Raw genomic sequence first — 25,916 nt, forward strand, 5'->3', positions numbered from 1 at the left:
ATCTGGCGGAAGTTCTTATCGAAGCTTCCTGTCAACACCGCACTTCGTAAACCGTTGTGCCGTCTCGATGGATGCGCATTATAGGGAGTTGTTCGCAGCGCGCAACCGCTAAATTCAATAAAAACAACTGTTCGCTGCATTCCACAGCAAAACCCCGCCTTATACCCACTTACACACAATGTTATCCACATTCATCGACACAACTGAATTTAGGCGAGCATCACGCAAACGTTTTCGCTACAATGCCCGGCGACGTCAAGGATGCCCCTTTTGGGGCGTTACATGAAGCAAGTGTTCTCTTCTATATAGAAAGAAACGCTAAGCTTGATGTAACGCTCTTCTTTATGCGAAACAAAGCCAAGGGATAAAACCACCATGCAACAACGTCGTCCTGTACGCCGCGCGCTACTCAGTGTCTCTGATAAAGCCGGCATCCTCGAATTTGCTCAGGCACTCTCCAGCCGTGGTGTTGAGCTGCTCTCCACAGGTGGCACTGCTCGCCTGCTGGCAGATGCGGGCCTGCCCGTTACTGAAGTTTCTGACTACACCGGTTTCCCGGAAATGATGGATGGACGCGTCAAAACGCTGCACCCGAAAGTGCATGGCGGCATTTTAGGCCGTCGCGGCACCGACGATGCGATCATGTCCGAACATGCTATCAGCCCAATCGACATGGTTGTCGTCAACCTTTACCCCTTCGCCCAGACCGTTGCTAAAGCGGGTTGCACCCTGGAAGACGCCGTAGAGAACATCGATATCGGTGGTCCAACTATGGTGCGCTCCGCGGCGAAGAACCATAAAGATGTCGCGATTGTGGTGAAGAGCAGCGACTACGAGGCCATCATTGCCGAGCTGGATGCTAACGAAAACTCTCTGACACTGGGCACCCGTTTTGATCTGGCTATCAAAGCGTTCGAACACACCGCCGCTTACGACAGCATGATTGCTAACTACTTCGGTTGCCTGGTCCCGGCTTATCACAGCGACAGCAAAGAACCAGCCGGCCGTTTCCCGCGCACCATGAACCTAAACTTCATCAAGAAGCAGGACATGCGTTACGGTGAGAATAGCCATCAGGATGCGGCTTTCTATATAGAAGAGAATGTAGCGGAAGCTTCCGTAGCTACAGCAGAACAAGTTCAGGGTAAAGCGCTCTCCTATAACAACATCGCGGATACCGATGCTGCGCTGGAATGCGTTAAAGAGTTCGACGAACCTACTTGTGTCATCGTGAAACATGCGAACCCATGCGGCGTTGCCGTAGGTGGTTCCATTCTTGATGCATACGAGCGCGCCTACAAAACAGACCCAACGTCAGCCTTCGGCGGCATCATCGCTTTCAACCGCGAGCTGGATGAAGCCACCGCGCAAGCGATTATCAGCCGTCAGTTCGTGGAAGTGATCATCGCACCTTCTGCTAGCGAAGCAGCACTGAAAGTAACCGCGGCTAAGCAGAATGTACGCGTTCTGGTCTGTGGCCAGTGGCAGGGCCGTGTTGCCGCACTGGACTTCAAACGTGTTAACGGTGGCCTGCTGGTGCAGGATCGCGATCTTGGGATGGTGGATGCCAGCCAACTCCGCGTGGTGACCAAGCGTCAGCCAAGCGAGCAAGAGCTGCGTGATGCCCTGTTCTGCTGGAAGGTCGCTAAGTTCGTTAAATCCAACGCCATTGTGTATGCGCGTGACAATATGACCATCGGTATCGGCGCTGGCCAAATGAGCCGTGTTTACTCTGCCAAAATCGCTGGCATTAAAGCCGGTGACGAAGGTCTGGAAGTCAAAGGTTCTGCCATGGCCTCAGATGCGTTCTTCCCGTTCCGCGACGGTATCGATGCGGCAGCGGCAGTGGGTATCTCATGTGTGATTCAGCCTGGCGGTTCTATTCGTGATGACGAAGTCATTGCCGCCGCCGATGAACACGGCATTGCCATGATCTTCACCGACATGCGTCACTTCCGCCATTAATCCTCTGGAGCTGTAAAGATGAAAATTTTAGTGATTGGTAATGGCGGACGTGAACACGCGCTGGCATGGAAGGCTGCACAGTCACCACTGGCTGAAACAGTGTTTGTGGCACCGGGCAATGCAGGTACCGCACTGGAACCTGCATTACAGAACGTAGCGATCAGCGCCACCGATGTGCCTGCGCTGTTGGCCTTTGCCCAGCAAGAGAACATCGATCTGACCATTGTGGGTCCCGAAGCTCCGCTGGTCATCGGTGTCGTGGATGCCTTCCGCGCTGCAGGTCTGAAGATCTTTGGCCCGACTCAAGCTGCCGCCCAATTAGAAGGCTCTAAAGCTTTCACCAAGGATTTCCTGGCGCGCCAGCAGATCCCAACTGCCGAATACCAGAACTTTACCGAAGTTGAGCCTGCGCTGGCTTACCTGCGTGAGAAAGGCGCACCGATCGTCATCAAAGCTGACGGCTTAGCCGCGGGCAAAGGCGTTATCGTTGCGATGGAACTGGCTGAAGCTGAAGCCGCCGTGCAGGACATGCTGGCAGGCAACGCCTTTGGCGATGCAGGCCACCGTATTGTGATTGAAGAGTTCCTTGACGGCGAAGAAGCCAGTTTCATCGTGATGGTCGATGGTGACAACGTACTGCCAATGGCCACCAGCCAGGATCACAAACGTGTAGGCGATGGTGATACCGGTCCAAACACCGGCGGTATGGGGGCTTACTCACCTGCTCCGGTCGTCACCGATGAGATCCACCAGCGCGTGATGGATCAGATCATCTGGCCAACCGTGAACGGCATGAAAGCGGAAGGCAACACCTATACCGGTTTCCTGTATGCGGGGCTGATGATCGACAAAGCTGGCCAGCCGAAAGTGATCGAATTCAACTGCCGCTTTGGCGATCCAGAAACTCAGCCGATCATGCTGCGCTTGCAGTCTGACCTGGTTGAGCTGTGCCTGGCTGCGGTGGATGGCAAGCTGGATAAGCAGACCTCACAATGGGATCCGCGCCCATCGCTGGGTGTAGTTCTGGCTGCTGGCGGTTATCCTGCTGACTACAAAACTGGCGATCAAATTCACGGTCTGCCGTTGGAAGAAGTGCCGGATGGCAAAGTCTTCCATGCGGGCACAACGATGAAGGATGACGTAGTGGTCACTAACGGTGGTCGCGTACTCTGTGTCACCGCACTCGGTGAAGATGTCGCAGCGGCGCAAAAGAATGCCTATGCGTTAGCGCAACATATTTCCTGGGATGGCAGCTTCTGCCGTAAAGATATCGGTTACCGCGCGATCAACCGCAAGTAATCGGGTGGGCGGTCGTAAGGCCGCCCCCTAAAAATCACTCTCTCTCGGCTGCCAGCTGCACTCATCTTCTGGCGTTGCCCGCAAAAGCTGTACCCCTTCCGGCGCTTCTAACCACGACACCATTAACGGCTGCGGCTGGCTCTGTTGCTGCTGATTCAAGGTGCTGAGTGTTTCACTATCAAAAGGTGCATTAACGGTTTTACCGTCGCAGTCACGCACTTGCGTGCCGCCTAACCAGTGCCCCTGGCTCAGCAATACACGGCCACTCAGCAAAGCGTTACTCTGCTCCAGCATACGCTGGGCATCGAAACGATAGAGTTCGATGCTATCGCCGCTCACCGCTTCACGTCGGCCCGCCAACTGGCGCTGCATAAAGTTAAGATTACCGAGGGAGTCGAAACGCAGCGTAACGTCATCCGGCTGCTTGCCCGCTACACGGCGCTCTACGCTGGCCAGTTTATTCTGCTGCCAGTTGTAGTCGGTGGTCTCCATGGCATCGCCATTGAAGGGGGTGTAGACGGTACGAATATGGATAGCTTGATGGTCGCTATTTTTGCGCCAGATGCGCACAGTGCCGCGATCGGCTAAATAGCCACTCGCCGTAAAGGCAGGAAGATCAGGAGTTGTGCTACAGCCCGTGAGCAGCGCACCGAGAAACAGGGCGCAGACGCGCTGAGTAATCGTGTTCAGCATGACAGGCCCCAGTAACAAAAAGGGGCATTGACGCCCCTCTTTTAAAGCTTAAACCGCGATGCGGAAAACTTACTTAACAGCGTCTTTCAGGGCTTTACCAGAGACGAATGCTGGCACGTTAGCTGCAGCAATTTTGATCTCTTTACCAGTCTGTGGGTTACGACCGGTACGCTCTGCGCGGTGGTTCACTTTAAAAGTACCAAAACCAACCAGTTGTACAGCATCACCTTCTTTCAGAGACTCAGTGATCGCAGCCAGGGTAGATTCCAGCGCAGCTTTAGCCTGGGTTTTTGACAGGTCAGCTTTCTCTGCGATCACATCAATCAGTTGAGTCTTGTTCATAAGTTATCCTTAAAGTGTATTTATCGCTTGCTAAGCAACGAGTGCGAGGGAAAAGCCATGTTCTGGCACTCTTCAGCCTGCACGCAAAGATAGCCACAATTTTCAGCCCCCCAAATGTAGACCAGACAGGGGGCTGATGTGAAGCCTCCAGGCGCGGTAATTCGGGCCTGAAGTCACGTTTTCTCGCCTTATTGCTGAAAAAGTATACCGATGTTACTGATTCCCGCTTCGCGCAGGTCAGAACGTAACCCCTTAATCAGCTCCAGGTCGCGCTCCTCGCAGTCTGCCAGCAGGCGAAAAATCTCCCACTGCAGATCCCATTCATCAATGACAGCCTGATTTTCGCGCAGCTCTGCATCGGTCATTTCACGACCGGCTTGGGTCATTTCCAGGATAGCCACGGTGGTGATCGACGTACGGCTGACTTCGATGGCGTGCTCCAGCGTTTCACCACTCAGCAATGCATGCAGCATTTCACTCAAGGCTACGCAGGCGTCAATGGCTGGATGAACGCCATAGACATCAAAATCATCACCATCTGGAATCGCAGCTTCCAGCTTTTCCAGTTGGCTGTCGAAGTTGATCTTGGCGTCTTTCACCGTCAGGCTTTCCCAGACAAGATCCAGGATGCGACGATAGAGCTGCGGGTCGGCAAATTCAGTCTGCTGACAGAAGGCCCAGTAGTTAGGGAACATCCGCTCGCACAGACAGGCCATAAAGGTCATATGCTGCCAGCTTTCCAGCTTAGCCAGACGCAAATGGACGGGGTTCTGTAACATCAACTTACTCTCAATAGGTTAGCTGGCGGCAGTGTACCGCAAAAGCCGCGCGCAAACAGCGTTAACGCGCATTTTGCCAACGTAGAAATGCCGAACGGTTCGACGCCACCGCATCGGCCCAACGTGTGGGTTCCGGTAAACGATAGCCAGCCGTGCACAATTCGACCCAATGCAGCGCACTCGCCAGGCTAATCCGATGCCCGGTAGAAACGAACAGTGGATTACAGCGCGCCTTACTGCGCCACACCCAACCAATCTGCTCGCTTTTATCCATCAACGCCTGGCAGCTACCCGGCTCAGGGTCCAGTTCGGCAAATTGACCGCACAGCCGTTTCTTGGCCACGCCTATGGTTGGCACATCCACCAGCAAGCCAAAATGGGCAGCCACGCCAAGCCGACGCGGATGGGAAATGCCATGACCATCAACGAATAACAGATCGGGCTGATGTGTGAGTTGTTGCCAGGCGGCCTGTAGCGCAGGCACTTCGCGGAAAGATAAGAAGCCAGGGATATACGGCATGATGGTTTCAATACGCGCGATGCGATGTTCAACCAACTGTAATGAAGGATATTCCAGTACCACCAGCGCGGCACGCGTAACGGCACCTTCCTGCTCAAAACCGACGTCTGCACCGGCAATGTAGCGTGGCGGCAGGATGTCAAAATCATCCTGCCGCACAACCTCAGCAGCGCGTTGTTGCTGTTCAGCCCGAAGCGCCGCTAAATCCATGCTTATCCCTGATGGTAAGGGCGTGACAGGCGGTGTACTGCTTCTACAAAGGCACCCGCGTGTTCAGGTGGTACATCGGGGTGAATACCATGTCCAAGGTTGAACACGTGGCCTTCACCTTTACCGAAGCCTTCCAGAATGCCTGCGACTTCCTGCTCGATACGCGCTGGCGGCGCATACAACATGGAAGGATCCATATTGCCCTGCAGCGCCACTTTGTCACCCACACGACGGCGGGCGTCAGCAATATCTGTGGTCCAGTCCAGACCCAGCGCATCACAACCGGTTGCCGCTATCGCTTCCAGCCACTGCCCGCCGCCTTTAGTGAACAGCGTAATCGGTACACGACGACCTTCATTTTCGTGCAGCACGCTATCGACGATTTTGTGCATGTAATACAGCGAAAACTCGCGGTAATCACGCCCCGTCAACACACCGCCCCAGGTATCAAATACCATGACTGACTGTGCACCGGCTTTGATCTGGGCGTTCAGATACAGAATGACGCTGTCAGCCAGCTTATCGAGCAACTTGTGCAGCGTTTGTGGCTCGGCATACATCATCTTTTTGATTTTTGTGAAGGCTTTGCTGCTACCGCCTTCAACCATATAGGTTGCCAGCGTCCACGGGCTGCCAGAGAATCCAATCAGCGGAACTTCGCCTTTAAGGTTGTGACGAATGGTGCGCACCGCGTTCATCACGTATCCCAGTTCCTGCTCAGGATCGGGAATCGGCAGCTTATCGACATCTGCGCGGCAAGTAATAGGATTGGAGAAGCGCGGGCCTTCACCCGTTTCAAAATAGAGCCCCAGCCCCATCGCATCGGGAATGGTCAAAATATCGCTGAAGAGGATCGCCGCATCCAGCGCATAACGACGCAGCGGCTGCAACGTGACTTCACACGCCAGCTCCGCATTCTTACACAGCGACATAAAATCACCGGCCTCAGCGCGCGTGGCTTTGTACTCCGGTAAATAACGCCCGGCTTGTCGCATCATCCACACCGGTGTGACATCTACCGGCTGGCGTAACAGGGCGCGCAGATAACGATCGTTCTTCAGTTCACTCATAATGGGCTCTCTCATGCTAAGGCCGCCAGTGTAGCATTTTCACGAGGCGCTGGCGCGGCACAGGGCAACGGTATCTTCAATCAAACGACGGGCCACCGTCCCCGCCGGGGGTAACAGCGGAAGATCGTCATAGCGATACCAGCCCGCATCCAGTAACTCTTTACCATCGTGCTGCAACTCGCCGCCTTCGTATTCCGCCATAAACGCCATCATCAGAGAGTGCGGGAATGGCCACGGCTGTGAAGTGACATAACGGACGTTCTTGACCCGCACATTACTCTCCTCCATCACCTCTCGCGCCACGGCCTGCTCCAGCGTCTCTCCAACCTCAACGAAGCCAGCTAATACTGTGTAAATGCTGTTGCGGTGACGCGCATGATTGGCGAGCAATATCTCATCGCCTCGACGAATCGCCACGATTATGCAGGGAGCAATCTGCGGGTAATAGCGCTCACGGCAGTGGTGGCACAGGCAGGCAAATTCGCGTTTACTGAGATGCATTTCATGCCCACAGTAACCACACCAGCGATGGGAACGGTAGAACTCAGCCAGTTGTACACCGCGCCCAGCAATCTGGAACAAGCCGACATCTTCGTCGATAAGCTGGCGAACAGAGGCCATATTGTCAGGGCGTGATTCACGCACCAACCAGACATTTTCACCCTGCCATTCGCCAATTAATATGCCCGCACTGCCGACTAAGCCAAAATCGCTCGATAAGCCATGCGGCAGCTCACCTTGCGGCAACCAAAGTTTTTGCTCATGGCTGACAATCCACCAGCCAGCGTCTACGCTTGAGATCTCACGTTGCATCTTATTCGTTGTCCTTAGCGTCAAATGGCACGCTGAATCCTGATGTTAAGTGTCGAATAAACAACTATAACTCACTTGGAGCCCCATATGCTGACCCAGTTAGATGACCTGACAGAGCGTGTAGGTGGCGGTAATGAATTAGTCGACACTTGGTTGCGCGCCCGTCGACAGTTGCTCGTCACGTATTACGAGTTAATTGGCATAAAGCCGAATAAAGATGCGCTTTCAGCGCTGGATGAACAGGCACTGGATGCGTTTTGCCACAATCTGGTGGATTACCTCTCCACCGGGCATTTCAGTATTTACGAACGCATCATCAACGAAATGCAAGGTGACAGCCCGTTAATTGCCGCGTCTCAGATCTACCCCGCGCTCGAGGCCAATACCGACAGCATCATGCAGCTGTATGACAGTCATCTACAGCAAGCCATCAATGATGATAACTGTGTTGAGTTTCAGAAGGCGCTCTCCGAAGTGGGTGAAGTACTGGAGTCGCGTTTTACGCTGGAGGATAAACTGGTCAAACTGGCCTGGGATAACCAGCTGGCAAGCGTTCCGGTCGCCAATGAGAGCCACATTGCACGTCCCGCTTAACACCGACAGATGTAAAAGACTTGTTATTCCGAAAAAGCCCTCTTATGCTGAATGGGCTTTTTTTATTGCCCTCTTTATGAGCGGCAAGTTTGTGGTTTAAGCGTAGCGTGCGCAGCCAGTTCACGCACGGACAGCGCGCAGGGACCGGAGCGTACACGAAGTACGTGACGGTCACGAGCACTGCCCAGGCGAGAAATGGCAAGCAAAGTAGCTTAAACCGCAAACGCACACCTTGTCGGAGTGCCCCCCGGGGCTGAGACCGTTAATTCGGGATCCGCGGAACCTGATCAGGTTAGTACCTGCGAAGGGAACAAGAGTAGACATAACCAGAACGATGCGTGTTGGCGCCCGGTATCGCTTCTGTTACTCCTTCCGAACTCTGGACAAGCAACTTCCCCTTAAATCAGGAAATTTGCTATGTCTGTTGCTAAAACTTCTCGTCGTGAACAACGTGCACAAGCGCAGGAATTTATTGATTCACTGCAAGGCACCGCTTTTCCCAACTCAAAACGTATCTGGATCACCGGTAGCCGTGAGGATATTCGTGTACCGATGCGCGAAATCCAGCTGAGCCCAACTCAGATTGGCGGCACCAGAGAGAACCCTAAGCTTGAGCCGAATGAAGCTGTGCCGGTGTATGACACCGCAGGTGCTTATGGTGACCCGGAAGCCACTATCGATGTGCATCAGGGATTGGCGAAATTGCGTGCCAGCTGGATTGCCGAACGTGATGACAGCGAAGCGATCCACCAGCTAAGTTCCAGTTATACCCAGCAGCGGTTGGCCGATGAGGGACTGGATCATCTGCGCTTTGAACACCTCCCCCAGCCACGCCGTGCGAAAACCGGCCGCTGTGTAACGCAGTTGCACTATGCTCGGCAGGGAATGATTACGCCTGAAATGGAGTTTATTGCGGTCCGTGAAAACATGGGGCGCGAACGTATTCGTGGTGAAGTGCTGCTGCAACAACATCCCGGGCACAGCTTCGGGGCGCATCTGCCGGAAAACATTACCGCCGAATTTGTCCGTCAGGAAGTGGCCAGCGGTCGAGCCATTATCCCCTCCAACATTAATCACCCTGAATCTGAACCGATGATCATTGGCCGTAACTTTTTGGTCAAAGTGAATGCCAATATCGGCAACTCGGCGGTGAGTTCATCGATTGAGGAGGAAGTAGAGAAACTGGTGTGGTCAACGCGCTGGGGCGCCGATACCGTGATGGACCTCTCCACAGGCCGTTACATCCATGAAACGCGGGAATGGATTTTGCGAAACAGTCCGGTGCCGATTGGAACCGTACCGATTTATCAGGCGCTGGAGAAGGTTAACGGCGTAGCGGAAGATCTGAACTGGGAAATCTTCCGCGACACCCTGCTTGAGCAAGCCGAACAGGGCGTCGATTACTTCACCATTCACGCGGGCGTGCTGTTGCGCTATGTTCCGATGACCGCCAAACGTCTGACCGGCATTGTCTCGCGCGGGGGATCGATCATGGCGAAGTGGTGCCTGTCGCATCATCAGGAGAGTTTCCTGTATCTGCATTTCCGTGAGATTTGCGAGATCTGTGCGGCTTATGATGTGGCCCTCTCACTGGGTGATGGTCTGCGTCCAGGGTCGATTCAGGATGCCAACGATGAAGCGCAGTTTGCCGAACTGCACACCTTGGGTGAGCTAACGAAGATCGCCTGGGAATACGATGTGCAGGTGATGATTGAAGGCCCTGGCCACGTGCCAATGCAGATGATCCGCCGTAACATGACCGAACAGCTGGAGCACTGCCATGAAGCGCCGTTTTATACGCTCGGCCCACTCACCACAGACATCGCACCCGGTTATGATCACTTCACATCAGGAATTGGTGCCGCGATGATTGGCTGGTTTGGCTGTGCCATGCTGTGCTACGTCACACCGAAAGAACACTTGGGTCTGCCAAATAAAGAAGATGTGAAACAGGGATTGATCACCTATAAGATCGCCGCCCATGCGGCCGATCTCGCAAAGGGGCATCCCGGAGCCCAGATCCGCGATAATGCCATGTCGAAAGCGCGTTTCGAATTCCGCTGGGAAGATCAGTTCAATCTGGCACTCGATCCGCACACCGCGCGTGCCTACCACGATGAAACCTTGCCGCAGGAATCAGGGAAAGTCGCTCACTTCTGCTCGATGTGCGGCCCCAAATTCTGCTCAATGAAAATTACTCAGGAAGTGCGTGAATATGCTGCTCGCCAGCAGGCAGAAGCGCAGCCGATTGAAATTGGCATGGCGCAAATGTCAGACGCCTTCCGTAGCCGTGGTGGTGAGATCTACCACGCCGCCGATGCCCTTAAAGAGGAAAAAGTATGACCGACGCCTTTCCGGCCACCGCCCCGAAACTGGGGCTGTACCCCGTTGTTGATAGCGTAGAGTGGATTAAACGCCTGCTGGAAGCCGGTGTGCGCACCCTGCAACTGCGTATCAAAGATTGCCAGGACCATGAAGTGGAAGATGCCGTGCGCGAAGCCATTGCGCTGGGTAAGCAGTACCGCGCACGCTTGTTTATCAATGATTACTGGCGATTAGCGATCAAATACAACGCTTACGGTGTTCACCTTGGCCAGGAAGATCTGGACGTAGCGGATCTGCAGGCGATCCGCCAGGCAGGTTTACGTCTCGGTTTATCAACTCATGATGATGCCGAACTGGACCGCGCCCTGGCATTACGCCCCTCTTATATTGCATTAGGGCATATTTATCCGACGCAAACTAAAGACATGCCCTCCGCTCCGCAGGGCGTTATTGAACTCAAACGCCATCTGGCGCGATTGCAGGACGTGCCGACCGTCGCCATCGGCGGCATTTCACTGGCGCGGGTGCCGGAAGTGCTGGCCACAGGGGTGGGCAGTATTGCGGTCGTCAGCGCCATCACTCAGGCAGATGACTGGCGTAAAGCGACGCAAACGTTGCTTGACCTGGTTGAATCTGGAACCCAGCCTGCACAGTTGGTGTAACTGGCTGCAATAGAGTGATAAAGACCGGAATATGGCGCGAAGCCTGATTTTATAAGGTTAGCGCCTAAAGCTGACTTCGCTAAAGTGTGCCTGCCCGCTGTCGCTTGCAGCGGGCCAGGGCTGGTCTTCCTCTCTCCCCAGCCCTGCCTTTCCAACTTAATCCGTCAGGGAAGTGGCATGCAAGGTTTCAGCACTACAGGCCAGCATGGCCTGCTCCACCGCAGCACCCAGTTGGGCAATCGCCTGCTCAGTATGCTCGTTAATAGGCAAACCATAATTCAGGCGCAGACAGTTACGATATTTGCCCGAAGCGGAAAACAACGATCCAACGGCAACCTGTATCTTCAGAGTACGCAGCTCAGTGTTAAGTCGAACAGCGTCAAACGCTTCTGGCAGTTCGATCCACATCAGAAAGCTGCCCTGGGGACGAGACACGCAAATCCCACAGGGAAAATAGTGGCGTACCCAGCAGCTAAAGATGTCGTAATTACGTTGATACACCTGACGCATGCGACGGATATGTGGGCCGTAATGGCCTTGACGGATAAACTCTGCGACAGCATGTTGTGGTTGCGTGGCGGTAGAGCCGGTACTGATATATTTCATGTGCAACACACGGTCACGATATCGTCCCGGTGCCACCCAGCCAACGCGTAAACCGGGGGCCAGCGTTTTAGAAAAAGAGCTGCACAACAATACGCGGCCATCCATATCCAAAGACTTGATGGTTATCGGTCGCGGGTATTCCCACGCCAGCTCACCGTAAACGTCGTCTTCGATAATGGCCGCATCAAAGCGCTGTGCCAATGCCAGCAATGCCCGCTTACGCGATTCAGGCATGATGAATCCCAACGGGTTGTTGCAGTTGGGGACCACCACAACCGCTTTAATTGGCCACTGTTCAAAAGCCAGTTCAAGCGCTTCAAGACTCATGCCGGTGACAGAATCCGTGGGAATTTCGATCGCGCGGATCCCAAAGCCGCGTAACGTTTGCATCGTGCCATGGAAAGTAGGCGATTCCACCGCAATAATATCGCCCGGATCGCATACTGCGCGGATCGATATCGACAACGCCTCATGGCAGCCCGTGGTGGCAACAATGTCATCGGCGCTGAGCTGGCAGCCACTGTCTATTGCCAGCCTGGCGACTTGCTCTCGCAATGCACTGACACCCACCAGGCTGTCATAATTGAGCAGGCCAGCATCCTGCTTCTGCGCCATGCGGCTTTGGATTTTCCATAACGGCTTTAACGTTGGCTGGGTTAAATCCGGTATGCCACTGCCCAGTTGCAGCACATCACTGTCCATTCGGCTGCTCAGTAACTCCAGTACCGATTCCCACTGCGTGATCTCCACGGGCCGCTGCGCTGGGCGGGTCAAGCCGGGTACCGGTGGGGTCGATTTGCGAGTTGCGACGAAATAACCGGATCGCGGCTGCGGCACAATCAGCTGCTTCTCTTCCAGCAAATGGTACGCCTGCTGTACGGTGCTAATGCTGACGCCGTGCTCAAGACTCAACGTGCGTACTGACGGTAAGCGTTCACCACTGCGATAGAGGCCTTGTTCAATCCTGTCTGACAGCAGACAGGCCAAATGCTGATAGCGCGTCATCGTATCCCACCTCATCTTATTCAGCAGCGAAAACCAGTACAGATTGACACCCTTTCTACCATTCAGATCGCTGAATATGCAATCTGTATGTTAAAGATAAGTGTTTTTTGAATCTGTATTGAATCGATGCAGAAATGGACAATGTGACTCAGACATCTTACTGAGGGCACAAATAATGGAATTCGATCAAAACCGAGCGGCTAAACCTTTTGATGTAACATTACTGGATATTTTCCGCGGCGCGCGTAGCGCGGTGAGAAACTGGCGTAACCGACGTGAAACGCGGAAAATTTTGTCTCACCTGAGCGATGCCCAGCTGCGCGACATTGGGCTAACTCGACACAATGTCTGCCGCAAGTACTAAATTCAGAGCAAAAAAAACCCTGCCGAGGCAGGGTTTTTTATCGATCAGACTCAGCAACGATTACTCGTCGTCGCTACCGCCCAGACCGGCGTTCAGCAGTTCAGCCAGGCTTGCAGAGGCTTCATCCGCAGTCACCTGCGGAGCAACCGGTGCTTCACCCGCAGAGCGGCGACGCATACGATCCTGATGGTAAGCATATCCGGTACCGGCTGGGATCAGACGACCCACGATCACGTTCTCTTTCAGGCCGCGCAGTTCATCGCGCTTACCTGCTACAGCTGCTTCGGTCAGGACACGAGTGGTTTCCTGGAACGATGCGGCAGAGATGAACGATTCGGTAGCCAGTGACGCTTTGGTGATACCCAGCAGATCGCGCATAAAGGTTGCGCCGATTTTGCCATTCGCTTCAAGTTCACGGTTAGAGATCTTGATGCGGGAGTATTCAGCCTGCTCGCCTTCCAGGAAGTCGGAGCTGCCCACGCTAGCGATGGTTGCTTTACGCAGCATCTGACGAACGATGACTTCAATGTGCTTATCGTTAATCTTAACGCCTTGCAGACGGTAAACTTCCTGCACTTCGTTAGTGATGTAACGGGTCACAGCATGGACGCCACGCAGACGCAGGATGTCGTGCGGAGACTCTGGGCCGTCAGAAACAACGTCACCACGTTCTACACGTTCACCTTCGAATACGTTCAGCTGACGCCATTTTGGAATCATCTCTTCGTACGGATCGCTACCATCAACCGGTGTAATCACCAGACGGCGCTTACCTTTGGTCTCTTTACCGAAGGAGATGATACCGCTGATCTCCGCCAGAATAGCTGGCTCTTTCGGACGACGCGCTTCGAACAGGTCAGCAACGCGTGGCAGACCACCGGTGATGTCCTTGGTACCGCCAGATTCTTGCGGAACACGCGCCAGGGTATCACCCGAGCTGATCTTCACGCCATCTTCCAACTGCACAATCGCTTTGCCCGGCAGGAAGTACTGTGCTGGCATATCAGTACCAGGGATCAGAACATCATTACCGTTCGCATCAACGATTTTCAGCGCAGGACGCAGATCTTTACCGCCCGCAGTACGTTCTGCAGAATCCAGAACCACCAGCGATGACAGACCGGTTAAATCGTCAGTCTGACGAGTAATGGTCTGACCGTCGATCATGTCAGTGAAGCGAATGAAACCGCCCACTTCCGTGATAACCGGCATGGTATGTGGATCCCAGTTTGCTACGGTCTCGCCCGCTGCAACCTGCTCGCCATCACCTTTGGCCATGACCGCACCGTAAGGCACTTTATAGCTCTCTTTGGTACGACCGAACTCGTCGATCATTTTCAGCTCAACGTTACGTGAGACGATAACCAGTTTCCCTGAGGAGTTGGTTACCGACTTGGCGTTAGTCAGCTTGATAGTACCTTTGTTCTTCACCTGGATGCTGGATTCAGCAGCCGCACGAGATGCCGCACCACCGATGTGGAACGTACGCATCGTCAGCTGTGTACCCGGCTCACCGATGGACTGTGCTGCGATAACGCCGATGGCCTCACCTTTGTTGATGATGTGACCACGTGCCAGATCGCGACCGTAGCAGTGTGCACACACACCGAAGTCGGTTTCACAGCCAACAACCGAACGCACTTTGATCGCATCGACTGAGTTCAGTTCGATCACATCACACCAGTGCTCATCGATCAGAGTGTTACGCGGGATCAGGATGTCTGCGGTGCCTGGTTTCAGGACATCTTCAGCCGTCACACGGCCCAGAACACGCTCACGCAGTGGCTCTTTAACGTCGCCACCTTCGATGACCGGAGTCATCATGATGCCTTCGAATGTGCCACAGTCGTCTTCGGTCACCACCAGATCCTGCGCAACGTCAACCAGACGACGCGTCAGATAACCGGAGTTAGCGGTTTTCAGTGCGGTATCCGCCAAGCCTTTACGCGCACCGTGCGTCGAGATGAAGTACTGGAGTACGTTCAGACCTTCACGGAAGTTCGCGGTGATTGGCGTTTCGATGATTGAGCCATCTGGCTTAGCCATCAGACCACGCATACCGGCCAGCTGACGAATCTGTGCTGCAGAACCACGCGCACCGGAGTCGGCCATCATGTAAATGCTGTTGAACGACACCTGCTGCTCTTCTTCACCGTGACGGTTGATCACAGTTTCAGTTTGCAGGTTGTCCATCATCGCTTTGGAAACGCGTTCGTTGGCTGCGGCCCAGATATCGATGACTTTGTTGTAACGTTCGCCAGCAGTAACCAGACCAGACTGGAACTGTTCCTGAATCTCAGCAACTTCTGCTTCCGCTTCCGCGACGATTTCCGCTTTCTTAGCCGGGATCACCATGTCGTCGATACCAACAGAGGCACCTGAACGGGCTGCGTAAGCAAAGCCGGTGTACATGGTCTGGTCAGCAAAGATAACGGTCGGCTTCAGGCCCAAGATGCGGTAACAGGTGTTCAGCATTTTGGAGATAGCTTTCTTACCCAGCGCCTGGTTGACGATAGAGTAAGGCAGGCCTTTCGGTACGATCATCCACAGAATCGCACGACCAATGGTGGTGTCGATAATGCTGGTTTTCGCAACGAACTCTTCCTGCTCGTTTTTGCTGTATTCGGTGATACGCACTTTAACGCGCGCATGCAGCTCGGCCTGGCCAGCGCGGTAAACACGCTCAGCTTCTTTCGGGCCAGTCAGCACCATGCCTTCGCCTTTGGCGTTCACTTTGTCTCGGGTCATGTAGTACAGACCCAAAACAACGTCCTGAGAAGGAACGATGATTGGCTCGCCGTTCGCAGGTGACAGGATGTTGTTGGTAGACATCATCAGCGCACGCGCTTCCAGCTGGGCTTCCAGCGTCAGCGGTACGTGAACAGCCATCTGGTCACCATCGAAGTCGGCGTTATATGCCGCACAAACCAGCGGGTGCAGCTGGATCGCTTTACCTTCGATCAGAACCGGTTCAAACGCCTGGATACCTAAACGGTGCAGAGTTGGTGCACGGTTCAGCAGTACCGGGTGTTCGCGGATAACTTCGTCCAGGATATCCCAAACGACAGCTTCTTCGCGCTCAACCATTTTCTTCGCGGCTTTGATGGTGGTGGCCAGGCCACGCAGTTCCAGCTTGCCGTAAATGAACGGTTTGAACAGCTCCAGTGCCATTTTCTTCGGCAGACCGCACTGATGCAGACGCAGGTATGGACCTACGGTGATAACAGAACGACCGGAGTAGTCAACACGCTTACCAAGCAGGTTCTGACGGAAACGACCCTGCTTACCTTTGATCATATCAGCCAAAGATTTCAGAGGACGTTTGTTAGAGCCGGTGATGGCACGACCGCGACGGCCGTTATCCAGCAGGGCATCTACCGCTTCTTGCAGCATACGTTTTTCGTTACGTACGATGATATCTGGCGCAGCCAGATCCAGCAGACGTTTCAGACGGTTGTTACGGTTGATCACGCGACGATACAGATCGTTCAGATCCGACGTAGCGAAACGACCGCCGTCCAGCGGTACCAGCGGACGCAGATCTGGCGGCAGAACCGGCAGAACGGTCAGGATCATCCACTCTGGCTTGTTACCAGACTGAACGAACGCTTCCAGCAGCTTGATACGCTTGGTCAGCTTTTTACGCTTGGTCTCGGAGTTGGTTTCGTTCAGCTCTTCACGCAGCTGCTCGCACTCTTGCTCCAGATCCATGTTTTTCAGCAGCGCCTGGATAGCTTCCGCACCCATCTTCGCGTCGAATTCGTCACCGAACTCTTCAAGCGCATCAAGGTACTGCTCTTCCGTCAGAATCTGACGTTTTTCCAGGTTGGTCATGCCGCCTTCGATCACAACATAAGATTCGAAGTACAGCACGCGCTCGATATCACGCAGTGGCATATCCAGCAGCAAGCCGATACGCGAAGGCAGTGATTTCAGGAACCAGATATGCGCAGTTGGAGAAGCCAACTCGATATGGCCCATACGCTCACGACGTACCTTGGTCTGTGTAACTTCAACGCCACACTTCTCACAGATCACGCCACGATGCTTCAAACGCTTGTACTTACCGCACAGGCATTCGTAATCTTTTACCGGTCCAAAAATACGGGCGCAGAAAAGACCGTCACGCTCCGGTTTGAAGGTACGGTAGTTAATGGTTTCTGGCTTTTTAACTTCACCAAAAGACCATGAACGGATCATGTCTGGCGAGGCCAGAGCAATTTTGATCGCATCAAACTCTTCGGTCTTAGTTTGCGCTTTCAGAAACTTAAGTAAGTCTTTCACGGATTAGCTCCCGTCGGAGTGGAACTCTCAGGGACGCGCGCCTGAGGTGCGCGTCCCGTAACCAGTACTTGCGAGTACTTACTCGTCTTCCAGCTCGATGTTGATACCCAGCGAGCGAATCTCTTTCAACAGTACGTTGAAGGATTCCGGCATGCCCGGTTCCATCTGATGGTTGCCATCGACGATGTTTTTATACATCTTCGTACGGCCGTTAACGTCATCAGATTTAACGGTCAGCATTTCCTGCAGGGTATACGCAGCACCGTAAGCTTCCAGTGCCCACACTTCCATCTCACCGAAGCGCTGACCACCGAACTGAGCTTTACCACCCAGCGGCTGCTGAGTAACCAAGCTGTAAGAGCCGGTAGAACGTGCGTGCATCTTGTCGTCAACCAAGTGGTTCAGTTTCAGCATGTACATGTAACCTACGGTTACCTGACGCTCGAACTGCTCACCGGTACGGCCGTCGAACAAGGTGATCTGACCGGAAGAAGGCAGGCCGCCGAGCTGCAGCAGCTCTTTGATCTCGCTCTCTTTCGCACCGTCAAACACTGGTGTTGCGATTGGCATACCTTTTTTCAGGTTCTCTGCCAGACGCAGCACTTCGTCGTCGGTGAAGGTGTTCAGGTCAACTTTCTGACGCACGTCGGTGCCCAAATCGTAGGCGCGCTGGATGAAATCACGCAGTTTGGCGACTTCTTCCTGCTTCTTCAGCATCGCATTGATTTTTTCACCAATGCCTTTCGCTGCCATCCCGAGGTGGGTTTCCAGGATCTGACCGATGTTCATACGTGACGGTACGCCCAATGGGTTCAATACGATGTCGACCGGCGTACCGTTCTCATCGTAAGGCATATCTTCGATCGGGTTGATCTTAGAGATAACACCCTTGTTACCGTGACGACCTGCCATCTTGTCACCTGGCTGGATCTGACGCTTAACCGCCAGATACACCTTCACGATTTTCAGCACGCCTGGTGCCAAATCATCGCCTTGGGTGATCTTGCGACGCTTAGCTTCGAGTTTCTTCTCAAACTCGTGCTTCAGCTCGTCATACTGCTCAGCCAGCTGTTCCAGAGAGTTTTGCTTCTCTTCGTCAGTCAGGCCCAGCTCTAACCAGCGCTCGCGTGGCAGTTTGTCCAGCTTCTCAGCTTCAACGCCGCCAGAGATCAGTACAGCCTGAATACGGCTAAACAGACCGGCTTCAAAGATTTGCAGTTCTTCAGACAGGTCTTTCTTAACCTGCTTCAGCTGCATCTCTTCGATTTCCAGTGCACGTTTGTCTTTTTCCACGCCATCGCGGGTGAAGACCTGAACGTCGATAACCGTACCGGACACACCGTTTGGTACACGCAGAGAAGAGTCTTTAACGTCAGACGCTTTCTCACCGAAGATCGCACGCAGCAGTTTCTCTTCTGGCGTCAGCTGGGTTTCACCTTTCGGCGTGACCTTACCAACCAGAATGTCGCCACCGGTCACTTCCGCACCGATATACACGATACCGGACTCATCCAGTTTGGAGAGCGCAGCTTCACCCACGTTCGGGATGTCAGCGGTGATCTCTTCTGGCCCCAGCTTGGTGTCACGAGACACACAGGCCAGTTCCTGGATGTGGATAGTGGTGAAACGGTCTTCCTGTACAACACGCTCAGAAACGAGGATGGAGTCTTCGAAGTTGTAACCGTTCCATGGCATGAATGCCACGCGCATGTTCTGACCCAGCGCCAGTTCACCGAGATCGGTAGACGGGCCATCTGCCAGCACGTCGCCACGCTCAATTGGCTCACCCAGAGAGACACACGGCATCTGGTTGATGCAGGTGTTCTGGTTAGAACGGGTGTACTTGGTCAGGTTGTAGATGTCGATACCCGCTTCGCCCGGATACATCTCATCTTCGTTAACTTTGATAACGATACGAGAAGCATCAACGTACTGAACGGTACCGCCACGTTTCGCTACGGCAGTAACACCGGAGTCAACCGCTACTGCACGTTCCATACCGGTACCAACCAGCGGCTTGTCTGCGCGCAGAGTTGGAACGGCCTGACGTTGCATGTTCGCACCCATCAAGGCGCGGTTAGCATCATCGTGCTCCAGGAACGGGATCAGTGACGCACCGACTGAAACGACCTGTTGGGTCGAAACGTCCATGTAGTCAACTTGATCGCGGCTGAACAGGCTTGATTCACCTTTGCTACGGCAGGTGACGAGATCGTCAACAAAGCTACCATCTTCAGCAAGGTTGGTGTTCGCCTGAGCGATAACGTAGTTACCCTCTTCAATTGCAGAGAGGTAATGAATTTCGTCACTCACTTTGCCGTCAACAACGCGACGATACGGAGTCTCAAGGAAGCCGTATTCGTTAGTCTGCGCGTAAACAGAAAGGGAGTTGATCAGACCGATGTTCGGACCTTCAGGCGTTTCGATTGGGCATACACGACCGTAGTGGGTTGGGTGTACGTCACGCACTTCGAAGCCTGCGCGTTCACGGGTCAGACCGCCTGGGCCCAGAGCAGAGATACGACGCTTATGCGTGATCTCAGACAACGGGTTGTTCTGGTCCATAAACTGTGACAGCTGGCTGGAACCGAAGAACTCTTTCACCGCAGCAGAAATCGGCTTGGCGTTGATCATGTCCTGTGGCATCAGCGTGTCGAGGTCGCCCAGAGAAAGACGCTCTTTCACCGCACGTTCAACACGAACCAGACCTACACGGAACTGGTTCTCTGCCATCTCACCGACTGAACGGATACGACGGTTGCCGAGGTGATCTATATCATCCACTTCACCGATACCGTTACGGATACCGATCAGCTTCTTCATCACTTCGATGATGTCGTCTTTGCTCAGGATGCCTGAACCTTCGATCTCATCACGCAGCAGAGAACGGTTGAACTTCATGCGGCCAACCGCAGAAAGATCGTAACGATCTTCAGAGAAGAACAGGTTCTCGAACAGGTTTTCCGCTGCTTCACGCGTTGGTGGCTCGCCAGGACGCATCATGCGGTAGATCTCAACCAGCGCGCTCAGGCGATCGTTGGTTGGGTCAACACGCAGGGTCTCGGAAATGTACGGGCCGTGATCCAAATCGTTAGTGAACAGGGTTTCGATGCGCTTGTGGCCTGACTGGCTCAGTTTCGCCAGCAGATCCAGTGACAGTTCCATGTTCGCAGGAACAATCAGCTCACCGGTGTTCAGATCGACGTAGTCTTTAGCGACCACTTTGCCAGCGATATATTCAACCGGCACTTCGATGTGCTGAATACCGTCTTTTTCCAGCTGACGAATGTGACGCGCAGTGATGCGACGACCTTTCTCAACGTAGACCGTGCCATTGGCTTCGATATCGAAGCTGGCGGTTTCACCACGCAGGCGCTCAGGCACCAGTTCCATCTGCAGTTTGTTATCGCGAATTTCATAAACCACTTTATCAAAGAACAGATCGAGGATTTGTTCAGTGGTGTAGTTCAGTGCGCGCAGAATGATACTGGCCGGCAGCTTACGGCGACGGTCAATACGGACGAAGAGGTTGTCTTTCGGGTCAAACTCGAAGTCGAGCCATGAACCACGGTAAGGGATGATACGTGCGTTATACAGCACTTTACCAGACGAGTGCGTCTTACCCTTGTCGCTGTCAAAGAACACGCCAGGACTACGATGCAGCTGAGAAACGATAACACGCTCAGTACCGTTGATAACAAAGGTACCGTTGTCGGTCATGAGCGGAATTTCGCCCATGTAGACTTCTTGTTCTTTAATGTCTTTTACGGTGCCTTCTGGCGCTTCGCGCTCATAGATCACCAGACGCAGTTTCACGCGCAGCGGTGCCGAATAGGTCACGCCACGGATCTGACATTCAGTTACGTCAAAGACCGGCTCACCCAAACGGTAGCTGACATACTGCAACTCAGAGTTGCCGCTGTAGCTTGAGATTGGGAATACGGAGCGGAAGGCAGCTTCCAGACCGTACTGGCCTTCTGGATCTTGCTCGATAAACTTCTGGAACGAGTCAAGCTGGATAGAAAGGAGATAAGGTATGTCCAGTACTTGTGGACGTTTACCAAAATCCTTACGAATACGTTTTTTCTCGGTATAGGAGTAAACCATAGGGTTCCTCAGCTAGCTGACATGTCGAACCACGCTGTCCGTCCTGATAGGACAGTTCATGCAACACTATTTTGTTTTTCATGCGATGCGCAGCACCCCATGCAATACGTCTTTCTATCACTCTTAAATCATTTCGTCGCCGTTGCGCAGGCAGGGAACCCTCACAGGAAAGCGATATATTAAGTCGTCGATAGAAAAAGATATTGAAGAGAAACAATGGACAAACAGTGCGAAACGCCATCGTTCCTCTGTAGCGCAAAAAGGCTGGTGACCAAAAAGTCACCAGCCATCAGCCTGGAGTTACTCAGGCTGCAACCCGAAGGTTGTCTTACTTAACTTCAACTTCAGCGCCAGCTTCTTTCAGCAGTGCTTCCAGAGCAGCTGCGTCATCTTTGCTGATGCCTTCTTTGATTGGGCCAGTAGCTTCAACCAGGTCTTTAGCTTCTTTCAAGCCCAGACCAGTTGCAGTACGTACAGCTTTGATTACTGCAACTTTGTTAGCGCCAGCAGCTTTCAGAATTACGTCGAATTCAGTTTTCTCTTCAACAGCTTCAGCTGGGCCAGCAGCAACAGCTACAGCGGCAGCAGCAGAAACGCCGAATTTTTCTTCCATAGCAGAAACCAGCTCAACTACTTCCATTACGGACATAGCTGCAACTGCTTCCAGAATTTGATCTTTAGTGATAGACATATCGATTGTTCCTAAAAAACAGATAAAGTTTATACGTTAGCAAGTACGAAGGAAAAGAAGATGGCCTTAAGCCGCTTCTTTTGCATCGCGTACAGCAGCCAGAGTGCGGACCAGTTTGCCAGCAGCGGCTTCTTTCATGGTCGACATCAGACGTGCCAGTGCTTCTTCGTAAGTCGGCAGAGTTGCCAGACGGTCAATATTGGCCGCCGTGATCAGCTCACCTTCAAAGGCTGCAGCTTTGACCTCAAATTTTGCATTCGCTTTCGCGAAATCTTTGAACAGACGAGCAGCAGCGCCCGGGTGTTCCATAGAATATGCAATCAGGGTCGGACCAACAAACGTGTCTTTCAGGCACTCGAAAGGAGTACCTTCAACGACGCGGCGCAGCAAGGTGTTGCGAACAACACGCATGTAAACGCCAGCTTCACGACCTGCTTTACGCAGTTCGGTCATTTTATCAACGGTAACGCCACGGGAATCCGCAACAACCGCTGAAAGCGCACCTTTGGCTACTTCGCTAACTTCAGCAACAATCGCTTGTTTGCCTTGAAGATTTAATGCCATTAGCTTTGCTCCTGGATTTAACCGGGAATAATTTCCCGGAACTCACTTCACTCATCAACCCGAAGGTCACGAGCGCTATTACACGGTGAGCAGAATCCAGCTAAGAAAAAATTCTTTTTGGTTCTGTCACCGTCTACGCAGGGTATTAAGCAATTTACCCGAAGATATTTCGCTCCTGCGGTCTTGGACGGAGGCCAGGATAAGGCCTGGCTCCAACCTAAGTCACTGAAGGAGTGGGCAATTAAGCTTTAACCATCAGTGACTTTGAATCTGGGTTCTGAATTGAGCATTCAATCAGAACAACGGGCGTAAGATTCTAGATGAATTTTTCGCCCGTTTCAAGCAGCAATTAGTTTGCTGCTGCGCTCAGACCAGCCTGGTCAACGGCAACGCCGGCGCCCATGGTGGTAGAGATGCTAACTTTCTTGATGTACACGCCTTTAGCCTGAGATGGTTTCGCTTTTTTCAGCGCAACCAGCAGAGATTCCAGGTTTTCTTTCAGTTTGTCAGCGTCGAAGTCCACTTTACCGATGGTAGTGTGGATGATGCCGTTTTTGTCGTTACGATAACGAACCTGACCTGCTTTAGCGTTTTTCACTGCTTCAGCAACGTTAGGGGTTACAGTACCGACTTTCGGGTTTGGCATCAGGCCACGTGGACCCAGAACCTGGCCCAACTGGCCAACAACGCGCATTGCATCTGGAGATGCAATAACAACGTCAAAGTTCATTTCGCCTTTTTTGATCTGATCAGCCAGGTCTTCCATACCTACCAGCTCAGCGCCAGCTGCTTTAGCAGCTTCAGCGTTTGCGCCTTGGGTGAAGACGGCAACACGTACTGAACGACCAGTACCGTGTGGCAGAACAGTCGCGCCGCGAACGTTCTGGTCAGATTTACGAGCATCGATGCCCAGGTTAACGGCAACGTCAACGCTTTCAACGAACTTAGCAGTAGCCAGTTCTTTCAGCAGCGCGATAGCTTCAGCGATGTCGTACTGCTTGGTCGCATCAACTTTGTCACGGATTACGCTCATGCGCTTGGTCAGCTTAGCCATTTATTAATCCTCTACTACCAGGCCCATGGAACGTGCAGTACCTTCGATAGAGCGAGTCATCGCTTCTACGTCAGAACCAGTCATGTCCGCAGCTTTGGTCTCTGCGATTTCACGTACTTGAGCACGCGTTACTTTACCGACTTTGTCTTTGTTCGGCTTACCAGAACCAGACTTGATGCCCGCTGCTTTTTTCAGCAGAACGGCAGCCGGAGGCGTTTTGGTAACGAAGGTGAAAGAACGGTCGCTGTATACAGTGATAACAACTGGAGTAGGCAGGCCTTTCTCCAGAGATTCTGTTTTGGCGTTGAACGCTTTACAGAATTCCATGATGTTAACACCCTGCTGACCCAGTGCTGGACCAACAGGTGGACTTGGGTTCGCCATACCAGCTGCAACTTGCAGCTTGACGTAGGCTTGTACTTTCTTAGCCATGATATTTCCTCAAATGGGTTATAGCGCCTGAAAACAGGCTCCCCGTGATTACGATTTACACGCTGTTACCAGCGCATAAAAACAAAAGGCGCGAAATTATAGGTAAATTTCGCGCCTTCTGCAAGAGCTAAAAAGTGAACAAAAGGGTTAACCTTTCTCCACCTGAGCAAAGTCGAGTTCTACTGGTGTTGCACGGCCGAAGATGGAAACAGAAACCTTTAGGCGGCTCTTTTCGTAATCCACTTCTTCCACCACACCGTTGAAGTCAGCAAATGGACCGTCGTTGACACGTACCATCTCGCCTGGTTCGAACAGCGTTTTCGGACGCGGCTTATCACCTACCTGCTGCAGGCGGTTCATAATCGCATCGACTTCTTTGTCACTAATCGGTGCAGGACGGTCAGAGGTACCACCAATGAAGCCCATTACACGCGGTACACTGCGCACTAAGTGCCAGCTGGCGTCATTCATCACCATCTGGACCAGTACGTAGCCAGGGAAGAATTTACGTTCGCTTTTGCGACGCTGGCCGCCACGGATTTCCACGACTTCTTCAGTCGGCACCATGACTTCGCCAAACAGTTCTTCCATGTTGTGCAGTTTGATATGCTCTTGCAGCGACTTCGCTACGCGGGCTTCAAAACCGGAAAACGCCTGAACGACGTACCAGCGTTTTTTTGGAGCTTCAGACATCTCAGAACCTCAGGCCAGTAATAAACGATACCAGACGGACCAGAATACCATCCAGCCCCCACAAAATCAGTGACATCACGGCAGTGACCGCGGCAACGATTAACGTGGTGTGCAATGTTTCCTGGCGAGTCGGCCAAATGACCTTACGCATTTCGGTTCTTGCTTCACGAGCAAAAGCCACGGTCGCTTTACCTTTAATAGTCAGCAACGCAATACCGCCCGCCGCAGCGATCAGTACTACAACAGCCAGCGCGCGCAGAGGCAGCGTGACATCACGATAAATATAGTTACCCACGATTGCTACTAACAGCAATGCGATAACACCAATCCACTTTATCGCTTCCAGGCCGCGTCCGCTTCCTTGAGCTTCGGTATTCGCACTCATAAACCAACCTGCCACAATAATTCAGAAACAATTCTGCCCCGCAGAGCGAGGCATCCAAACCGAATGAGCTTTTGGGCGTAACTCGGTATCCGACGCCGTAAACCAGAGCCTGTCTCAGCAATGATTATGATCGAAAATCACTGATGAGCCAGGTTCTATGTAACAGCGTGCAAAAAGGGCATCAAATGATGCCCTTTTCATGTGCATTGCGTCAAATATTATCGCAATTAAGCGATGATTTCAGCAACAACACCCGCACCAACAGTACGGCCGCCTTCACGGATTGCGAAACGCAGACCCTGATCCATCGCGATTGGCTTGATCAGAGTAACAGTCATTTTCACGTTGTCGCCTGGCATTACCATTTCAACGCCTTCTGGCAGTTGAACGTCGCCGGTCACGTCAGTAGTACGGAAGTAGAACTGAGGACGGTAGCCTTTGAAGAACGGAGTATGACGG

General features: G+C 53.0%; 22 protein-coding genes and 1 riboswitch. Of the genes, 6 read left to right on the forward strand and 16 right to left on the reverse strand.

What is annotated here, in order from left to right:
• The first annotated feature begins 375 nt into the window (after window positions 1-375).
• Window positions 376-1,965 (forward strand): bifunctional phosphoribosylaminoimidazolecarboxamide formyltransferase/IMP cyclohydrolase, encoded by a 1,590-nt coding sequence (purH, locus tag PSSD_RS19840; RefSeq protein ID WP_058973431.1) that lies wholly within the window; start codon window positions 376-378, stop codon window positions 1,963-1,965.
• 18 nt (window positions 1,966-1,983) lie between these two features.
• The gene (gene purD, locus PSSD_RS19845; protein ID WP_039336787.1) at window positions 1,984-3,264 is read left to right on the forward strand and encodes a phosphoribosylamine--glycine ligase; all 1,281 of its coding nucleotides are present in this window, start codon (window positions 1,984-1,986) and stop codon (window positions 3,262-3,264) included.
• Window positions 3,265-3,291: 27 nt separating this feature from the next.
• Here the strand turns inward: purD and PSSD_RS19850 are convergent, their stop codons facing one another.
• The 6 genes from PSSD_RS19850 to nudC form a co-directional block, all read right to left on the reverse strand.
• Window positions 3,292-3,957: a DUF1481 domain-containing protein gene (locus tag PSSD_RS19850; RefSeq protein ID WP_058973432.1), complete on the reverse strand. Its 666-nt coding sequence runs from the start codon at window positions 3,955-3,957 to the stop codon at window positions 3,292-3,294.
• A 69-nt stretch (window positions 3,958-4,026) separates the two neighbouring features.
• Window positions 4,027-4,299, reverse strand: a complete 273-nt coding sequence (gene hupA, locus PSSD_RS19855; protein WP_006121511.1) for a nucleoid-associated protein HU-alpha — start codon at window positions 4,297-4,299, stop codon at window positions 4,027-4,029.
• A gap of 188 nt (window positions 4,300-4,487) precedes the next feature.
• The gene (locus PSSD_RS19860; RefSeq protein ID WP_039336795.1) at window positions 4,488-5,078 is read right to left on the reverse strand and encodes a YjaG family protein; all 591 of its coding nucleotides are present in this window, start codon (window positions 5,076-5,078) and stop codon (window positions 4,488-4,490) included.
• Between the two features lie 61 nt (window positions 5,079-5,139).
• Window positions 5,140-5,808, reverse strand: coding sequence for a deoxyribonuclease V (gene nfi / locus PSSD_RS19865; RefSeq protein ID WP_058973433.1), 669 nt, complete (start codon window positions 5,806-5,808; stop codon window positions 5,140-5,142).
• 2 nt (window positions 5,809-5,810) lie between these two features.
• Window positions 5,811-6,878, reverse strand: coding sequence for a uroporphyrinogen decarboxylase (gene hemE / locus PSSD_RS19870; RefSeq protein ID WP_058973434.1), 1,068 nt, complete (start codon window positions 6,876-6,878; stop codon window positions 5,811-5,813).
• Window positions 6,879-6,917: 39 nt separating this feature from the next.
• Window positions 6,918-7,691, reverse strand: a complete 774-nt coding sequence (gene nudC / locus PSSD_RS19875) for an NAD(+) diphosphatase (protein ID WP_039336802.1) — start codon at window positions 7,689-7,691, stop codon at window positions 6,918-6,920.
• Between the two features lie 87 nt (window positions 7,692-7,778).
• Here nudC and PSSD_RS19880 point away from each other — a divergent pair, with 87 nt between their 5' ends.
• The 3 genes from PSSD_RS19880 (at window position 7,779) to thiE (ending at window position 11,272) form a co-directional block, all read left to right on the forward strand.
• Complete coding sequence (locus PSSD_RS19880; RefSeq protein ID WP_058973435.1) at window positions 7,779-8,285, forward strand: Rsd/AlgQ family anti-sigma factor; 507 nt, start codon at window positions 7,779-7,781, stop codon at window positions 8,283-8,285.
• Between the two features lie 226 nt (window positions 8,286-8,511).
• Window positions 8,512-8,612, forward strand: a riboswitch (TPP riboswitch).
• 90 nt (window positions 8,613-8,702) lie between these two features.
• Window positions 8,703-10,628: a phosphomethylpyrimidine synthase ThiC gene (gene thiC / locus PSSD_RS19885; protein WP_058973436.1), complete on the forward strand. Its 1,926-nt coding sequence runs from the start codon at window positions 8,703-8,705 to the stop codon at window positions 10,626-10,628.
• Complete coding sequence (gene thiE / locus PSSD_RS19890; RefSeq protein ID WP_058973437.1) at window positions 10,625-11,272, forward strand: thiamine phosphate synthase; 648 nt, start codon at window positions 10,625-10,627, stop codon at window positions 11,270-11,272. The genes thiC and thiE overlap by 4 nt, the downstream gene beginning before the upstream one ends.
• 156 nt (window positions 11,273-11,428) lie before the next feature.
• On the opposite strand, the gene PSSD_RS19895 is transcribed toward thiE, so the two are convergent.
• A complete protein-coding gene (locus PSSD_RS19895; RefSeq protein WP_058973438.1) occupies window positions 11,429-12,883 on the reverse strand; it encodes an aminotransferase-like domain-containing protein in 1,455 nt (484 codons plus the stop codon).
• Window positions 12,884-13,058: 175 nt separating this feature from the next.
• Here PSSD_RS19895 and PSSD_RS26745 point away from each other — a divergent pair, with 175 nt between their 5' ends.
• Entirely contained in the window at window positions 13,059-13,247 is a 189-nt protein-coding gene (locus PSSD_RS26745) for a DUF1127 domain-containing protein (protein WP_072215003.1), read from the forward strand.
• 60 nt (window positions 13,248-13,307) lie between these two features.
• Here PSSD_RS26745 and rpoC read toward each other — a convergent pair whose 3' ends face one another.
• The 9 genes from rpoC to PSSD_RS19940 all read right to left on the reverse strand — a co-directional run.
• Window positions 13,308-17,531, reverse strand: a complete 4,224-nt coding sequence (rpoC, locus tag PSSD_RS19900) for a DNA-directed RNA polymerase subunit beta' (protein WP_039336815.1) — start codon at window positions 17,529-17,531, stop codon at window positions 13,308-13,310.
• A 78-nt stretch (window positions 17,532-17,609) separates the two neighbouring features.
• The gene (gene rpoB, locus PSSD_RS19905) at window positions 17,610-21,638 is read right to left on the reverse strand and encodes a DNA-directed RNA polymerase subunit beta (RefSeq protein ID WP_058973439.1); all 4,029 of its coding nucleotides are present in this window, start codon (window positions 21,636-21,638) and stop codon (window positions 17,610-17,612) included.
• Between the two features lie 328 nt (window positions 21,639-21,966).
• On the reverse strand, window positions 21,967-22,329 hold the full coding sequence (rplL, locus tag PSSD_RS19910) for a 50S ribosomal protein L7/L12 (RefSeq protein ID WP_039336819.1): 363 nt from the start codon (window positions 22,327-22,329) through the stop codon (window positions 21,967-21,969).
• 66 nt (window positions 22,330-22,395) lie between these two features.
• Window positions 22,396-22,893, reverse strand: coding sequence for a 50S ribosomal protein L10 (rplJ, locus tag PSSD_RS19915; protein ID WP_058973440.1), 498 nt, complete (start codon window positions 22,891-22,893; stop codon window positions 22,396-22,398).
• Window positions 22,894-23,242: 349 nt separating this feature from the next.
• Window positions 23,243-23,947, reverse strand: a complete 705-nt coding sequence (rplA, locus tag PSSD_RS19920; protein WP_034828901.1) for a 50S ribosomal protein L1 — start codon at window positions 23,945-23,947, stop codon at window positions 23,243-23,245.
• Window positions 23,948-23,950: 3 nt separating this feature from the next.
• Entirely contained in the window at window positions 23,951-24,379 is a 429-nt protein-coding gene (gene rplK, locus PSSD_RS19925; protein ID WP_008108393.1) for a 50S ribosomal protein L11, read from the reverse strand.
• A gap of 147 nt (window positions 24,380-24,526) precedes the next feature.
• On the reverse strand, window positions 24,527-25,072 hold the full coding sequence (gene nusG / locus PSSD_RS19930) for a transcription termination/antitermination protein NusG (RefSeq protein ID WP_010616908.1): 546 nt from the start codon (window positions 25,070-25,072) through the stop codon (window positions 24,527-24,529).
• A gap of 1 nt (window position 25,073) precedes the next feature.
• On the reverse strand, window positions 25,074-25,457 hold the full coding sequence (secE, locus tag PSSD_RS19935) for a preprotein translocase subunit SecE (RefSeq protein WP_039336825.1): 384 nt from the start codon (window positions 25,455-25,457) through the stop codon (window positions 25,074-25,076).
• 227 nt (window positions 25,458-25,684) lie between these two features.
• The coding region (locus tag PSSD_RS19940) for an EF-Tu C-terminal domain-related protein (RefSeq protein WP_500812364.1) at window positions 25,685-25,916 on the reverse strand (232 nt) is incomplete at its 5' end.

The organism is Type-D symbiont of Plautia stali (assembly GCF_001485335.1).
GTDB classification, from domain to species: domain Bacteria; phylum Pseudomonadota; class Gammaproteobacteria; order Enterobacterales; family Enterobacteriaceae; genus Pantoea; species Pantoea vagans_C.

Excerpts from the sequence above, each read along its gene's own strand:
- rplA (WP_034828901.1), bottom strand. The coding sequence starts at position 23,947 with ATGGCTAAGCTGACCAAGCGCATGAGCGTAATCCGTGACAAAGTTGAT.
- PSSD_RS19895 (WP_058973438.1), bottom strand. The coding sequence starts at position 12,883 with ATGACGCGCTATCAGCATTTGGCCTGTCTGCTGTCAGACAGGATTGAA.
- hemE (WP_058973434.1), bottom strand. The coding sequence starts at position 6,878 with ATGAGTGAACTGAAGAACGATCGTTATCTGCGCGCCCTGTTACGCCAG.
- purD (WP_039336787.1), top strand. The coding sequence starts at position 1,984 with ATGAAAATTTTAGTGATTGGTAATGGCGGACGTGAACACGCGCTGGCA.
- rplL (WP_039336819.1), bottom strand. The coding sequence starts at position 22,329 with ATGTCTATCACTAAAGATCAAATTCTGGAAGCAGTTGCAGCTATGTCC.
- secE (WP_039336825.1), bottom strand. The coding sequence starts at position 25,457 with ATGAGTGCGAATACCGAAGCTCAAGGAAGCGGACGCGGCCTGGAAGCG.
- thiC (WP_058973436.1), top strand. The coding sequence starts at position 8,703 with ATGTCTGTTGCTAAAACTTCTCGTCGTGAACAACGTGCACAAGCGCAG.
- PSSD_RS19850 (WP_058973432.1), bottom strand. The coding sequence starts at position 3,957 with ATGCTGAACACGATTACTCAGCGCGTCTGCGCCCTGTTTCTCGGTGCG.
- hupA (WP_006121511.1), bottom strand. The coding sequence starts at position 4,299 with ATGAACAAGACTCAACTGATTGATGTGATCGCAGAGAAAGCTGACCTG.
- nusG (WP_010616908.1), bottom strand. The coding sequence starts at position 25,072 with ATGTCTGAAGCTCCAAAAAAACGCTGGTACGTCGTTCAGGCGTTTTCC.
- rpoB (WP_058973439.1), bottom strand. The coding sequence starts at position 21,638 with ATGGTTTACTCCTATACCGAGAAAAAACGTATTCGTAAGGATTTTGGT.
- nudC (WP_039336802.1), bottom strand. The coding sequence starts at position 7,691 with ATGCAACGTGAGATCTCAAGCGTAGACGCTGGCTGGTGGATTGTCAGC.
- PSSD_RS26745 (WP_072215003.1), top strand. The coding sequence starts at position 13,059 with ATGGAATTCGATCAAAACCGAGCGGCTAAACCTTTTGATGTAACATTA.
- purH (WP_058973431.1), top strand. The coding sequence starts at position 376 with ATGCAACAACGTCGTCCTGTACGCCGCGCGCTACTCAGTGTCTCTGAT.
- rplJ (WP_058973440.1), bottom strand. The coding sequence starts at position 22,893 with ATGGCATTAAATCTTCAAGGCAAACAAGCGATTGTTGCTGAAGTTAGC.
- rplK (WP_008108393.1), bottom strand. The coding sequence starts at position 24,379 with ATGGCTAAGAAAGTACAAGCCTACGTCAAGCTGCAAGTTGCAGCTGGT.
- PSSD_RS19860 (WP_039336795.1), bottom strand. The coding sequence starts at position 5,078 with ATGTTACAGAACCCCGTCCATTTGCGTCTGGCTAAGCTGGAAAGCTGG.
- PSSD_RS19880 (WP_058973435.1), top strand. The coding sequence starts at position 7,779 with ATGCTGACCCAGTTAGATGACCTGACAGAGCGTGTAGGTGGCGGTAAT.
- nfi (WP_058973433.1), bottom strand. The coding sequence starts at position 5,808 with ATGGATTTAGCGGCGCTTCGGGCTGAACAGCAACAACGCGCTGCTGAG.
- thiE (WP_058973437.1), top strand. The coding sequence starts at position 10,625 with ATGACCGACGCCTTTCCGGCCACCGCCCCGAAACTGGGGCTGTACCCC.